General features: G+C 36.7%; 15 protein-coding genes. 8 read left to right on the top strand and 7 right to left on the bottom strand.

What is annotated here, in order from left to right:
- Positions 1-40: 40 nt before the first annotated feature.
- A complete protein-coding gene (locus MSWAN_RS02540; RefSeq protein ID WP_013825047.1) occupies positions 41-283 on the bottom strand; it encodes an LSm family protein in 243 nt (80 codons plus the stop codon).
- 155 nt (positions 284-438) lie between these two features.
- Here MSWAN_RS02540 and MSWAN_RS02535 point away from each other — a divergent pair, with 155 nt between their 5' ends.
- Both MSWAN_RS02535 and arfB read left to right on the top strand, forming a co-directional pair.
- Complete coding sequence (locus MSWAN_RS02535) at positions 439-915, top strand: DUF1947 domain-containing protein (RefSeq protein ID WP_013825046.1); 477 nt, start codon at positions 439-441, stop codon at positions 913-915.
- Positions 916-998: 83 nt separating this feature from the next.
- Positions 999-1697 carry a 2-amino-5-formylamino-6-ribosylaminopyrimidin-4(3H)-one 5'-monophosphate deformylase gene (gene arfB / locus MSWAN_RS02530; protein WP_013825045.1) on the top strand — a complete coding sequence of 233 codons (699 nt, stop codon included), beginning with the start codon at positions 999-1001 and terminating at the stop codon, positions 1695-1697.
- A gap of 262 nt (positions 1698-1959) precedes the next feature.
- Here arfB and MSWAN_RS02525 read toward each other — a convergent pair whose 3' ends face one another.
- The 6 genes from MSWAN_RS02525 to glmS form a co-directional block, all read right to left on the bottom strand.
- Positions 1960-4470, bottom strand: coding sequence for a DUF5814 domain-containing protein (locus tag MSWAN_RS02525; protein ID WP_013825044.1), 2511 nt, complete (start codon positions 4468-4470; stop codon positions 1960-1962).
- Positions 4471-4924: 454 nt separating this feature from the next.
- Positions 4925-6583 carry an AMP-binding protein gene (locus MSWAN_RS02520; protein ID WP_013825043.1) on the bottom strand — a complete coding sequence of 553 codons (1659 nt, stop codon included), beginning with the start codon at positions 6581-6583 and terminating at the stop codon, positions 4925-4927.
- Positions 6584-6740: 157 nt separating this feature from the next.
- Complete coding sequence (locus MSWAN_RS02515) at positions 6741-7169, bottom strand: acyl-CoA thioesterase (protein WP_013825042.1); 429 nt, start codon at positions 7167-7169, stop codon at positions 6741-6743.
- Between the two features lie 152 nt (positions 7170-7321).
- Positions 7322-7900, bottom strand: coding sequence for a helix-turn-helix domain-containing protein (locus MSWAN_RS02510; RefSeq protein WP_013825041.1), 579 nt, complete (start codon positions 7898-7900; stop codon positions 7322-7324).
- 290 nt (positions 7901-8190) lie between these two features.
- Complete coding sequence (locus MSWAN_RS02505; protein ID WP_013825040.1) at positions 8191-8475, bottom strand: hypothetical protein; 285 nt, start codon at positions 8473-8475, stop codon at positions 8191-8193.
- A gap of 367 nt (positions 8476-8842) precedes the next feature.
- Positions 8843-10621 carry a glutamine--fructose-6-phosphate transaminase (isomerizing) gene (glmS, locus tag MSWAN_RS02495; protein ID WP_013825039.1) on the bottom strand — a complete coding sequence of 593 codons (1779 nt, stop codon included), beginning with the start codon at positions 10619-10621 and terminating at the stop codon, positions 8843-8845.
- A 203-nt stretch (positions 10622-10824) separates the two neighbouring features.
- Between glmS and purC the strand changes: the two genes are divergently transcribed.
- From purC to MSWAN_RS02465, 6 genes are all read left to right on the top strand, one after another.
- Entirely contained in the window at positions 10825-11571 is a 747-nt protein-coding gene (gene purC / locus MSWAN_RS02490; RefSeq protein WP_013825038.1) for a phosphoribosylaminoimidazolesuccinocarboxamide synthase, read from the top strand.
- Positions 11572-11729: 158 nt separating this feature from the next.
- Positions 11730-11984: a phosphoribosylformylglycinamidine synthase subunit PurS gene (purS, locus tag MSWAN_RS02485; RefSeq protein ID WP_013825037.1), complete on the top strand. Its 255-nt coding sequence runs from the start codon at positions 11730-11732 to the stop codon at positions 11982-11984.
- Positions 11985-12000: 16 nt separating this feature from the next.
- Positions 12001-12651: a phosphoribosylformylglycinamidine synthase subunit PurQ gene (gene purQ / locus MSWAN_RS02480; RefSeq protein ID WP_013825036.1), complete on the top strand. Its 651-nt coding sequence runs from the start codon at positions 12001-12003 to the stop codon at positions 12649-12651.
- A gap of 122 nt (positions 12652-12773) precedes the next feature.
- Positions 12774-13478, top strand: a complete 705-nt coding sequence (gene cobA / locus MSWAN_RS02475; RefSeq protein WP_013825035.1) for a uroporphyrinogen-III C-methyltransferase — start codon at positions 12774-12776, stop codon at positions 13476-13478.
- A complete protein-coding gene (locus MSWAN_RS02470) occupies positions 13475-14275 on the top strand; it encodes a uroporphyrinogen-III synthase (RefSeq protein ID WP_013825034.1) in 801 nt (266 codons plus the stop codon). The genes cobA and MSWAN_RS02470 overlap by 4 nt, the downstream gene beginning before the upstream one ends.
- A gap of 114 nt (positions 14276-14389) precedes the next feature.
- Positions 14390-14662 (top strand): signal recognition particle protein Srp19, encoded by a 273-nt coding sequence (locus MSWAN_RS02465; protein ID WP_013825033.1) that lies wholly within the window; start codon positions 14390-14392, stop codon positions 14660-14662.
- Positions 14663-14810 lie beyond the last annotated feature (148 nt).

Genomic DNA, 14810 nt, shown 5'->3' with positions numbered 1-14810 from the left:
GAAATTTTTAAAGGTTCTTGAACTTTGAAGGTTATTTTATTTATTCTGGAGATATATATACTATGTTATCCCCTCTTATGAGGACAACTCCTAACCTTCTAGATGATTCTCCGCTCTCTAATTCTTCAGCGTCGTTCAATACCAAGTTCATATGCATGTCAAAACTGTTAAGAACTCCTCTAAACTCTCTTCCACCTTTGAGTTTTATGAGTACTTGGGAGTTTAATGATTTACCTAACACATCAAGTGGTCTTGATGTATTCAAATTCTTCTGTGCATTCACAATATCACCTTTCCTATAACTTCAATGTTGGTGTGATTTATATTTAAATGTACCGCTGTTAAATAATATACTATAAAATAGTTTCAATTGGAATAATATAAAAGTTTCAATTGAAGTTTACGAAAGGATAATATCCCTATAAGGTGTGTTGTAAATTGAAGATAAGGAAAAGATTTTATCTTAAAAAAAAGAAGTTAAAAGAAGTTAAAGAGAAACTCGGTGATTATTCAAAGATTATAACCCCAAAAAGCAAGGTTGAGTTGTTAGAAACAGACATGAACGACATCTTACTTGTAGATGGTAACCCTGATATAATGATGATCGATGATATGCCATTTCCAACGCTAAAAGGTGCACTTCAAACTGAAATAACATCCAAATATGTTGTTGTGGACATGGGAGCCGTTAAATTTGTTATAAAAGGTGCAAACATAATGTCCCCTGGCATAACCGAAGCAGACCCCACTATAACCGAAGGGGAGCTCGTCATAATTGTGGATGAAAACCACAGAAAACCACTTGCAACAGGTAGAAGTTTGATTTCAGGACCTGAAATGGTTGAAAACCGTGAAGGAAAAGCTGTGGAAAGCTTGCATTACATTGGTGATGACATATGGAATCTTGAAATCTGAAGTTGATTAGGTTTTTTAAATTAATCTTTTATAGATCTTAAAGCCACAATGAGTCTAAAATTAATGATTTTAAAGGTGTTTTAATGGTAAAACTTAGATACTCATCAGGAAATGTTCTCTCACCAGATGTTCACAGTGTAGGTGTGCTTGCAGTTGGATCGCACCGTGAGAACCATGGTGCTGCCCTGCCAATTGACACTGATTCAAAGGTCGCCGCATATCTTGCACTTCATGCATCATTAAAAACAGGGGCAACCTTCATTGGTATACTTTACGCTGCCACAGAATACGATTACGTGAAACATGGCGACCACATGCCTGTGGATGAACTCGTTGAAAATGAGTTAAAGCCAACATTGAGATCCGCAAAGAAATCTTTAAGTCTTGAGAAGGTGGTTCTGGTAAACGGCCACGGCGGTAACGTGCCGATCAAAGGCTATATTAAGGATCTAGAAGGGGATCTGAACCTTAAAATCATATTCAACAATAGTATCGTTGAGATAGAAGGTCCTCATGCGGGAACAGGCGAACTCTCAATGGGGGCCGTGCTAGGATTTTTAGATGAGTCCAAACTTGATGAACACTGCAACTTCCAGAAATATCCTGAAGTAGGTATGGTCGGTTTAAATGAGGCCCGTGAAGCTGAAGAAGGAATTGATAAGGGTGCCCGAGCTGTTGAAAATGAAGGAGTCTGCGTGGATCGGGAGTTAGGTAAGAAACTGCTTGATGAAGCTGTTGAGGACATTGTTGGAAATATTAAACAGCTGTTAAATTTAAAATGAACTTTTTAAAGTATTTTAAATAAATCGAGTTAATTTCTTTAAATTCCTCTTTTTTTACACTATTGTATTTTAAAGGATTTTTAGAAATTTCTGAGGTTGTTTCATAATTCAAAATCTGCAAAAAAATAAGAGTAAATAAAGTTTTAAATTCAAAAATAATGAAAATTATGGAAGTCACAAATAATTGAGACAGCCTCTTTCTATAAAAAAGGATTAAATTTCAATGGAAATCATTAAGCGATTAAATCTAATCAAAAGTAAATCATCCGCTCTCAATCGCCTTAATCAACCTTGAACATTCACCAACAACGTTAGGTTTATCGAAAGCTCCAGCAATCCTGCGCACGGCTTCAAGTGTCCTGATGATGGAATCCAACCATGAGAATATGTCTCCTGCATAGACGTGCATACCATAGTCCCTCAAGAGCTTTTTACTTATATCAACAGGGTCACGCTTCATCATACGATACTTCAAGATCTTCCTTGAAAGTTCTTCTTGAGGACAACCACAAAACGGTCTATCCTTACATCTACACGATAAAAATTCGATCTGCAGGTTTATGAGCAGATCTCTGAGGTTTGGCTCCAGTTTTGAGATCGCATCCCCAGACGAAAGGATGTCAAGGGTTGAATCTGCAAAAAGCCTTACAGACATGTTGATCTTAAGGGCTTTAGAGAGTTTCTGACCTATTCTATTGGATAAGTATGCATTTTCAAATGGATCAAGGGACACTGCAACATCAAGTGGCTGCAACTTTTTTTTGCTCCTTATTTTCTTTTTTATATAATTTGCATCATGATAATTCAAAAATGAGACTGAAACAGCCCTACCATATTTTGTAGGTAATATACTATCGTTTCTTTCGGTTACCAAACCCTGATCAAGTACTATGTTGTAAGCTTCATCAAAATTCAGAGGTATATCCTCTTTTTCATACGCATCTTTAAGACCATCAATGTTACGAACCCTTCCAGCACATATATCTGCTAAAAACTGTTCCACAACATCATCTTCTGAGTAATGCACATTTATTGATTCCACATCACTTTCCAATAGTTCCACAGCACGCATATCTTCTGCCTGGTCATCAAATGTTCTTCCAATTTCAGGTATGAGATATACTTTCCCCATATCATGATATGAAGGTCTTCCAGCCCTTCCTAACATCTGTGAAAATTCATTGGGTGTGAGCCATTTATTTCCCATGGTAAGAGTCTCAAAGATAACCTGGGATGCTGGGAAATCCACACCTGCAGCCAGTGCAGCAGTTGTAACCACAGTTGACATTTTCTGCTTTATAAAATCCTTTTCTATCCTGCTTTTTTTTAGATAAGAAAGTCCTGCGTGGTAAGCTGCTGCATTAATACCTCTTTTTGCCAGATAATCTGCAATTGAGTGAGTTTTCCTCCTTGAATTGGTGAATATGATTGTCTGGCCATGAAATCCCTTATTGGAAATATTTTTATATTCTTGGCGGGATAAACGTGCCATCATATCTTCCTTATCGTATTCAGACCTTGCAAATATCAGATGCCTTTCCAGGGGAACTGGACGTTTGTCATACTTAACAAGTTTCATTCCAAACTCCTCTGCGATCTCATCGGAGTTTTTAACTGTTGCAGATAGACCAATGATCTGCAGATCTGGAAACAAATCCTTCAACCGTTTTATAAGTCCGTTGAGCCTGGAACCCCTTTCCTCATCATCCAGCATATGCACTTCATCAACTACCACAGTGCCGAGTTCTCCGAGTTCTGCAGCCTTTCCAGATCTTAAAAGGAAGTCCAAACCTTCATAGGTTCCCACAATTATGTCGGCATCAATTACTTTATTATCCACAAGTGAAAGTTCTTCTTTTGCCTTTATTCTACTCATTCCCACACGTATTGCAACTTTAAGTCCAAGTTTTGTGTATTTTTTCTTGAAATCCCTGTACTTCTGGTTTGCAAGGGCTACAAGTGGGGTTAAGAACATGAACTTCTTTCCATTTAAAACATTGGGCAGTCCTGCAAGTTCTCCTATCAATGTTTTACCGCTGGCAGTTGCAGATACAACAAGAAGGTTTTCACCTTCAAGAAGCCCAGCATTTAAAGCAAGAACCTGTACTGGAAGTAAATGCTTTCCATGACCTTTCATTACACCTTTAAGTTTATCTGGGATTTTAAGTTCATCCATACTCACCTTTGGAATGTCAGAATCTTTCCCTGTGATTATTTTATCGTACAACGTGAGATCTGGATTTTTTACAGGGTTAAAATTCGGATTTAAGACGCTTAAAACTTTTTTAAGGTCTCCGGTCTTATCCAGCATCCTTTTGAAGTTTCGGAAGGTGCTCATATCAAAGCCCCTTGATTTTAACTCCCTCTTTATTTCTTCCTCTGCACACAACCTGCAGATATATTCTTTATGATAAAGGTATGATGAATCACGCCTTATTAGAGTTATGTAACCCTCAAATGTACAGTGTCTACACATTATGGTTCTTTTAAAGGGTATGTTTAAGGAGTTAAGCATTTCCTCTGTTTCTTCATCTTTTCCGATGAGATAAACGTTCTGTTTTCTTAAAATCTTAATGGCTTCACTTGGAGGAAATAATATCTCCTTATCAGGGTCCTTTTTCACTATAAATTTATAAGGCCGTACCTGATCTCCATCTTTTCCCAGCTTCAGGTATCCGTAGAAAAGTGGTTTTCTCCGTGTATTAACAGCACCCTTGGAACTGCCTATTGGAAATAACTCCAGAATCTTTTTATTTTTTCTTAAAATTATCATTTAGATCTAGTTTGTAATTTTTAATTGATTTTTAAACTTTATTTTGAAAATTCTTATTCATTTATTACTTCGATTTAATTCTTATTTTGAAATTCTTATCTTATTTTAAAATCCATCGAATATAACCATTAAATTAAGTTACCCATTAAATTAAGAATTTCATAGATACTTAGAATTTCATACATCTGAATTTTCATACTAATTTTTATCTATTTATTTAAATTTTAATTTAAATTATTATCTTTAATCTGTTAATACACCATAATTCAGAATTTATATTAAATCCACTTAAACACCTGTTTAAAATGAAAAAACGAGTTAAAATTAATAATTTTCCTCTTCAAAGAAAATGGTTCATAAAAAATGGTTCATAAGATGAAACCGGAAAATAAAATAAAATGATGAAATGGGCATTCCATAAAATGAAAATCCCATTATATTCTACGATCCATCCTTAAAGTTCTGGTTCTTCTTCCAGTTTTTTCTTCAAGAGTTCAACACCCTGCTCCCTCAGTTTGAACTTCTGTATCTTTCCACTTGCAGTCAATGGGAACTCATCCACAATAAAAACATGTTTAGGAACTTTGTAACGTGCTATTTTTTCAATAGCATGGTCCCTAACATCCTCTTCTTTTAGATCCACATCATCTTCAGGAATAACGAAAGCCACAACTATTTCCCCGTATTTCTCATCGGGTATTCCAACAACCTGCACGTCCCTGACCTCAGGCATGGCATGAATAAATTCTTCTATCTCTCGAGGGTAGACGTTCTCTCCTCCACGGATTATCATATCCTTTAAACGTCCCACAACTGTATAATATCCATTCTCATCCTGAGTAAGTACATCTCCACTGTGGAGCCATCCATCTTCATCTATGACTTCCGCTGTTTTTTCAGGCATTTTGTAGTATCCCTTCATTATGTTGTAACCTCGACAGCATATCTCCCCTGGTTCGCCCACTCCGACTGTTTCGCCTGTTTCAATGTCCACTATCTTAACTTCACAGTTTTCCATTTTCTTACCCACCGTACTGACTCGAATTTCAAGTGGATCGTCCACACTCGTCTGTGTGAATCCTGGAGAAGCCTCAGTAAGACCATAAACACTGGTAATACCAGTCATGTGCATGTCTTTGACCACCCTTTTCATTGTCTCTATTGGGCAGGGTGATCCTGCCATTATACCTGTCCGGAGGGATGTGAGGTCGAACATATCAAACATAGGATGGTTTAACTCTGCTATGAACATGGTTGGAACGCCGTATAAAGCTGTACACCTCTCTTTATGTACTGCTGCAAGTGCAAGGAGCGGGTCAAATATTTCAAGCATTACAAGGGTTCCTCCATGGGTAAGTAGTGCCATGACTCCAAGAACTATGCCAAAACAATGAAATAATGGCACAGGAAGGCAAAGTCTATCTTTCTCTGTGAAGTCCTGTCTATCACCTATGTAAAATCCGTTGTTGAGAATATTTCTGTGGGTGAGCATCACACCCTTTGGAAATCCTGTGGTTCCTGAAGTGTACTGCATGTTCACAACATCTCGGTTGCTGACGGTTTTTTTAACCTTAATCAGTTCTTCATCAGGTGTGTGTTTCCCAAGGAGCATGAGCTCGTTGGTGTTGTACATTCCCCTGTGTTTTTCCGGTCCAATGTAGATCACATGCTTCAGGTAAGGATATTCTTTACTTGTGATCTTGCCCCTTTCCTGGGTTCTAAGCTCAGGTACAAGTTCATGGATTGTATCAACATAATCAACATTTCTAAAACCATCTATGATTGCTAAAGCTTTCATATCAGATTGTTTGAGTATGTAATCAAGTTCATGGCTTTTGTAGGCTGTGTTAACAGTTACAAGGACTACCCCTATTTTGGCTGTTGCAAACATGAATGTCAGCCAGTCCGGTACGTTTCTGGCCCATATACCGACGTGATCTCCCTTACCCACACCTATAGAGAGTAAACCTTTTGCAAGCAGGTTAACCCTTTCATCAAACTCTTTGTAGGTGAACCTAAGATTTCTGTCAGGATAAACTATGAAATCTTTTTCAGGAGCTTTTTCAACCTGTTTTTCAAAAAATTCGCCTATTGTATCCTCTGTAAAAAGCATGTGAACCCCTTATATTGTTATTCTTTTTATTTTCTATTCTTTTTTTTAATTCTTTAAGTCTAAATTTTTTTAATTGGACTTGGACACTCTGTGAGCCATTTAACTTTGAGATGCTGCAGACCCTACTTTTTTTTCACAGATTTCGTTAACTAGATGATTACTTGTTGTTCATAGTTTCAATTTCTTCTTCAGGTAAAAGATGCTCAGCAAGTTGTGCCCTTATTGAATCCGGTATTGGTACTGATTTCTCATTTATGAAGTCAAAATGCACAACTACCGCATTTCCCTTAACTTTGAGTTTACCTTCCTGCCACGCCTCATGTCGGAGTGTAAAAGAGGTATTTCCTATTTTTGCAACGTAGGTTCTGATCTCCACATCTTCTTCATAATACATTTGGCAGAGGAAGTCAAAATCTGTCCTGACCATTATTAACTTCCAGTTTTCATAACTCAGGTCCAAGTCTGGTGTAAACATTCTAAATATGGGGTTCCTTGCCTGCTCGAACCAAACTGCAAGCACTGTGTTGTTAACATGGCGAAGTCCATCTATATCACCGAATCTTGGTGTTACTACTGTCTTAAACATTTAAATTCCTTCTTAGATTTAACAATTGTATAAATTTGAATTTTAAGTGTAATTAGGGTTTCTTATACAATAATTTTCTCAAATATTAATAATTTTTAAATAATTTTCATTTAATAAAATAACTTTAATAAAGTTGGTTAAAAGGGGTGTTACTAAAGCGCTGCGTACACCACTGCAAGGATTTTTGCATCTTTGCCTCCGTAGGCATGCAGATCATGGGGCACCACAGAGTCGTAGTAGATACTGTCTCCTTCAGAGATCAGATAACTCTCCGAACCGTATGAAATTTCTATTTCTCCATTCATAACATATATAAATTCTTCTCCTTCATGGGATAATAATTTGTAATCATCCGTCTTTGGAGGGTGCACATCAATTACAAATGGCTCCATGTGCCTGTCACCCTTTCCATATGCAAGTGAATAAAAGTCCAGGGCACTTTCTTTACTTGTATCATCCTTTCCTGAAAAATGTATGATATTTTTTGATTTACCCGCTTTAACAACAAAAGGTCCTGTTTGTGGTGCGTCGTCCATAAAAGTTCCCAGACGAACACCAAGAGCCTTTGCGATCTTTAACAATGGTGTAAGTGAAGGCACCAGTGCCCCGCTTTCAAGTCTTTCTATAAGTTCAACACTGTTCTGGCTTGCCTGTGCAAGTTGTTCGCGAGAAATATCCTGACTTTCCCTTATTTGACGAATTTTCTCTCCAATTTTGTTTTCATTTGACATTGAAAATCACCTTCACTTAAATAGAATCTACAATAAAAACCTTTGATCTCATCTAATTTTCCATTTCTGAATTCATATTTTATTGTTATTGCTGTATAGTATTTCTTTTTGTTCAAAATAGAATTATTTAGAACATTTAATTAAAATTAGAAGGTAGGTTCCTATTTATATTGCATAATTATAATTTTCTGTTATCTAATTTTATTTATATAAACTATAAACTAAATTTATGTTATCTAATTTTATTTTTTAAATTTTATGAATTATTTACCAATTATGAAATTAAAAATTTATAGATTATTAGTTCCATTGCTTTGGTTTGTTAGATTCGTAACCGTCACAGTGGTGTTATTACTCACGTTAACAACAACTCTTTTATTAACAGACACAGGATCAAATGAAGGATCTCCAATGGTTGAAATCGCCTGTTGACCACTTAAGCTCAGATTTGAAGGTATAATACCAACACCAATATTATTGTCAACATCAACAACACTTGCAAATGAACCGAACCCATATGCAATCAATGCTATCATCAAAATTATGAAAACGGCTCCAGCTTTCTTTGGATTCATTTAAACCTACCTAACTATTTATTAAAGACATATATCTTCTAAAAATGTTTTTTTACGTTTTTTTTTATATTATACGTATATATCAGATTATTCAAATCCATTTTTAAATTTTTATTGTTTTAAAATGTTTTTTTAGGATAGATGAACTATCTGAACTATCTTGTTGTGAACATATCAGATGATCCAACTATAAAAGAATTCCTAATAACCATGCCCTCAAACCACAAACAGAACAAAACTGTATTTACCGCCCAAAAAATTGGTGTAAACACAATTAAAAAGACTCACTCCAGCATAAAAAATCCAAAAAATCAAGGAACTTTGAAGTTTATCTCCAAGTTACTCCAACTATCCTCAAACCAGTTAATCATTCAACTGTAACACATTTAGCCAGGTTTTTAGGTTTATCAGGATCTATACCCCTTTCAACACTCATATAATAGGATAAAAGTTGCAGTGGAACCACATATGGTAATGGGGACCATAGATCACGGATCTCATCCTCAAATTCAATGATATCATTTGATTCAGATCTTAAAACTGCATCGTTACACGAACCCAGTGCTATTACACTAGCACCCCTTGCTTTTACCTCTTGAACATTGCCCAGTGTCCGGTCATGGCTTTCACCCGGAGGTACAACAGCAACAACAGGCACATTATCTTCTATAAGGGCTAATGGCCCATGTTTGAGTTCTCCTGCAGCGTATCCTTCTCCGTGTATGTATGTTATCTCCTTAAGTTTGAGGGCTCCTTCCATTGCAGTTGGATATGAAAAACCCCTTCCTATGAAGAAGAAATCCTTAGCATCCTTGTATTTTTTGGCTATATCCTTTATCTGGTCTTCTTTTTCAAGTGCATTTTTCATGTACTCAGGAATCTTATGAATCTCCTCTAGAAGTTTTTCATTCTGACCCATACAAATTGCAAGAAGATAAATACATGTGAGTTGGCTTACATAAGTCTTTGTTGCTGCAACCCCTATTTCAGGTCCTGCCCTTGTATACAATACATGATCTGCTTCTCGTGTAGCTGTGCTCCCAAGCACGTTTACTATTGCAAGGGTTTCAGCCTTTTCGTTAGCTGTTCTCAGGGCTTTGAGGGTGTCTGCAGTCTCACCAGACTGGCTTATGAATATCACAAGTGTCTTCTCATCAAGAGCCCCTGCCGAGAATTCAAATTCAGAGGCAAGTATAACATCTGTTGGAATACCAACAATGCCTTCAAATAAATATTTTCCAATCATCGATGCATGGTATGATGTTCCACACGCCACAAAACAGATTCTGTTGAACTTGGGGAATTTTTCAACGACTTTCTTTATATCTGAAACTTCCATAATGGTCTTTTTAACAGCATCAGGCTCTTCATGGATCTCTTTGAGCATGAAATGATCGTAACCACCCTTTTCTGCCATGTCCGGAGTCCAGTCAATCGTGTCAATCTCTTTCTCAATTACAACACCATCCATGTCCTTTACAGTTATACCGTTCCTGTTTAGGATTACCATTTCATTGTCGTTGAGATATATAACCCGGTTTGTGTGCTGGAGTATTGCAGGTGCATCTGATGCTATGAAATACTCACCATCTCCTGTACCTACAATTAGTGGGCTCTCCTTCCTAACACCAATTATTTTATCCGGTTCATCCATGGACATTACGGCTATTGCATAGGATCCTTTAATATCCTCAGTTGCAAGCCTTGTTGCTTCCTCCAAATCTGCCCCGTTATCCATGTATCTTTCAATTAGATGTGGGATAACTTCTGTATCTGTTTCTGATTTGAAATCGTGCCCTTCTTCCTGAAGTTCATCCTTTAATTCCCTGTAATTTTCTATTATACCATTGTGAACAACTGCTATCCTTTTTTTACAGTCTGTGTGAGGATGAGCGTTTTCTTTGGTTGGTAAGCCATGGGTTGCCCATCTAACATGCGCTATGCCCATTTTTCCAGGTAAATCTGTTAGATCAAGCATTTTTTGGACTTCACCTATTTTTCCCTTGTCCTTTTTAATTTTAATTTCCGATGATGAGGTTGCTATGCCAACTGAGTCATAACCTCTGTACTCTAATCTTCTAACACAACCCAAAAGTACGGGTGCTGCTTCTTTATCGTTAAGTATACATGCTACAATTCCACACATTGGTTTCACCTGTAAGGTGTTTTTTCACTGATCCAAATTCGTTAATGTCAATCAGCCAGTCAGTCAATAAATTATAACCAGAAAGTACAATATCACTAATTGTAATTTATATTGTATATAAACATTTGATAATCATATAATACTAGATAATTATTTTATAAAAATAGTCAAATTTATACAAAAATACAAAGAATGGAGTTAAAATGAACGCAAAGGTTGGAAATCTTATATATAAGGGTAAAGCAAAGGACGTATACGAAACAGACAACTCTGAAATTGTTATAGTTAAATTCAGAGACGATATAACCGCAGGAGACGGCGCCAAAAAAGAAAACCTCAATAAAAAAGGTTTTTATAATTCTATAATCTCTGCAAAGTTTTTTGAAATCCTTGAAGAAGCCGGAGTTAAAACTCAGTACATAGATCTCTTAAAACCAGGTTACATGCTATCTAAAAAGCTTAAGATGATTCCAATTGAGGTGATAACAAGGAACATCGCTGCAGGAAGTCTGCTTCGAAATTTCCCTTTTAAAGAGAAACAGGAATTTGAGCCTCCGATCATACAGATGGATTATAAAAGTGATGAATACCACGATCCCACACTCAACGATGATATCGCAGTTGCTTTAGGTCTTGTAACAATAGAAGAACTCAACACCATAAGGGAGATCACTTTAAAGATAAACACGGTTTTAAAAGATTTCCTTAAGTCAAGAGGACTTTTATTTCCGGATTTCAAGATTGAATTCGGGCATGATAACCAGGGAAACGTAGTTTTGGGTGATGAAATAAGCCCAGATTCCTGCAGATTTTGGGATATTGAAACTTGTGATAACCTTGACAAAGACCTCTTCAGAAAAGGTGAATCTGGTGTTATGGATGCATATATCAAGGTTGCATCCATTGTACTCGATGAAAAGGACAAGAAAAAGTGGAATTTAGATATCTAATGGAAATAAGAATGAAATTCCATTAAAAATTTATTCCTTTAAATTTAATAACCTTTATTTTAAAAGATGAAGAGTGGATTAAAGGATAAAATAATAAATAAATAAACTAATAACTATAACAAAATAAAGTCTATTTAACTTCTCGAGGATTGATCATAATGAAATACGATATTGAGGTTAAAATAAGCCTAAAAAAGGGTATGTTAAACCCGGAAGCAGCCACAATACAGAGGGCTCTGGCTCTTCTGGATTACAACGTTGAAAATACCGACACCATTGACATAATAAAATTCTCACTTGAAGGGGAAAATGAGAAGTTTGCACACCAAAATGTGGATGAGATGTGTCAAAAACTCCTTTGCAACCCCGTAATTCACGATTACAAGATAAAAATAAGCCCCAAAAAGGAATAAATTCACGAGGGATAAAATGAAAGTAGGAATTATAAGATTTCCTGGCTCAAACTGTGATAGAGATGTTTTCCACGCCCTTGAACTTGCAGGTGCAGAACCTGACTACATCTGGTGGAGTCAAAGAGACCTTTCAGACTTTGAAGCCGTCGTTATACCTGGTGGTTTCTCATATGGAGATTATCTACGGGCCGGAGCCATAGCAGCAATAACCCCAGTTATAGAAGGTATCAAAGAGGCTGTTAAAGAAGATAAACCAGTTCTTGGAATCTGTAACGGAGCTCAGATACTCGCAGAGGTTGGACTTGTTCCAGGAGTGTTCACAAGAAACGAAAATGCAAAGTTCATATGTAACTGGGCAGAATTAAAGGTTAAAACAACAAGAACACCCTTCACAAACATGTACCAAAAGAACGAAGTAATAAGAATGCCTATAGCTCATGCTGAAGGTCGTTACTACACAGAAGAAATTGAGAAGCTGCATGAAAACGACCAGATCGTGCTTTCTTTCGAATCAGAAAACCCTAATGGGTCAATAGAAGCTGTAACTGGTGTATGCGATGAGGAAGGGTTAGTGTGTGCAGTCATGCCCCACCCAGAAAGAGCTTCCGAGACTATTCTTGGATCTGATGAGGGTTTAAAATTCTTTAAAGGAATTGTCAATTATTAAAATTTTTTTAAGAGTTTTAACCAAATTATTTAATTTATTTAGAGTTCTTTAATTATTGAATCTAACTAATGACAATTAGTAACATAAAATACAAATAATCATAAAAGTCAGGGGATGAAGCTATGGTAGTATATTTAGTAGGTGCTGGACCCGGAGATCCTGAGTTAATAACAGTTAAAGCCATAAACGCCTTAAAAAAGGCCAATGTTGTTGTATATGACAGGCTTGCAAATGAAGAAATCTTGAAATATGCAGAATCTGCAGAATTCATCTACGTCGGTAAAAAGGCCGGAGAACATTACAAGAAACAGGAAGAAATTAACCAGATTCTCGTAGATGAAGGTAAAAAACACGATGTGGTTGTGAGACTCAAAGGGGGAGATCCGTTCGTTTTTGGACGCGGCGGTGAGGAAATGCTGGCTCTCCTTGAAGAAGGAATTCCCGTTGAGTTTATACCTGGCGTAACATCAGCTATAGGTGTTCCAACATCCGTAGGACTTCCTGTAACCCACAGAGGAGTTGCAACATCACTAACGATAGTAACCGGACATGAAGACCCAACTAAATCCCATAAACAGGTGAAATGGAACTTCAATGCAGATACAATAGTAATATTAATGGGCATTGGAATGCTTGAAGAGAATACCAGAGAAATAATGAAATACAAAGACCCTAAAACACCAGTCTGCGTTATTGAAAGCGGTACACTGCCCAATCAGAGAGTAATAACCGGAACCCTCGAAGACATAACCCAAAAGGACATTAAAACACCTGCACTTGTGGTTGTGGGACATGTTGTGGATGTGTTTAAGAAGGCCCGATTATGAACGACAATCTTAACATCAAAGGTAAAGTAATAGCCATAACCAGACCAGCTGAACGAAGTCAAAAGGCTGCGGACATCGTTGAAAAGTACGGTGGAATACCTCTGGTGGCACCAACCCTTGAACTTCAAGTTTCCAACTCCAAATCACTGATCAATCTCTGTAAAATAGCAGATAAACTTGACTGGATGATATTCACCTCCCCAACAGGAATTTTATCCATAATTAAACATTGCAAAGATCTAAAAGAAAGACTAAACCCCAACTGTAAAATAGCAGTTATCGGCCCCAGAACAGGAAAATATCTAAATGAACAGGGGCTGGACGCCGACATCATTCCTGAAGATTACACTGCAGAGGGACTTCTTGAAATTTTTAAGGATATAAATGTTCGTAATAAAAAAATAGGAATTCCAAGAACCATGGCAGCAAGAGATGTGCTCCCCGAAGGCCTAAAAGCTATGGGTGCAGAGGTTTTACTGGCTGAAGCATATAAATCAGCTGTTCCAAAGGATAAAGGGAAAGTTAAAAAGCTTATAAATAGTGTAATCAGCAAAGATGTGGATGCTGTAACCTTCACAAGTACTTTAACCGTTAAAAATCTGTTTGAAGTAGCAGAAAAAGAAGAGAAAAAAGAGGAATTGATTGAATCCCTACAAAATAACGTTTTAGTTGCTGCAATCGGCCCTGTAACAGCTAAACCCCTTGAAGAGGAAAATATCAATGCAATAACTCCAGATGAATACACGGTTAAAGCAATGCTTGAGAAATTGTTTGGAGAAATGAACAGTAAAATCTGATTCTACAAACAATCTAATAGAATTAGTAATAATAGATTATAGTAAATTAAAGTAAAACCTAATAATATAAAAGGGATTAGGAAGTAAAACTTAGTTATTAAATAGGTGAAAACCATGAAAGCAATAATATGGCCGGTTTACCTTGATTCAAAGAAAACAAAAGGGGAAGGAAGGAGAATATCTAAAGATAGTGCAGTAACTTCTCCAAAGTTGCGGGAGATCTCAAAGGCTGCTGAAAAACTTGGAATGAAGCCCAAAATCGAAAACAGTAAGGCTTACCCTAAATCATGGTGGGAACTGTCAGGAAGGGTTGTTGTTGACAGGAACATGCCAAAAAGGGAGATTCTCCTTAAAATAAGTAATTTAATTAAAAGTTCACGGTCGTAGTTTGATAAAAGTCATGGAACATGCAACCAGTTTCCATATCAATCCATGAAACAAATCCACAATTCCGATATTAAATTCACGGCAGTTCAATAAACCATGATCGAACTCAACAACTCCTATTTAACATGAACAAACCCTCAAAAAGATC

The sequence above is a fragment of the Methanobacterium paludis genome, from assembly GCF_000214725.1.
Taxonomy (GTDB): domain Archaea; phylum Methanobacteriota; class Methanobacteria; order Methanobacteriales; family Methanobacteriaceae; genus Methanobacterium_C; species Methanobacterium_C paludis.
This window is presented reverse-complemented; position numbering and strand designations above follow the sequence as displayed.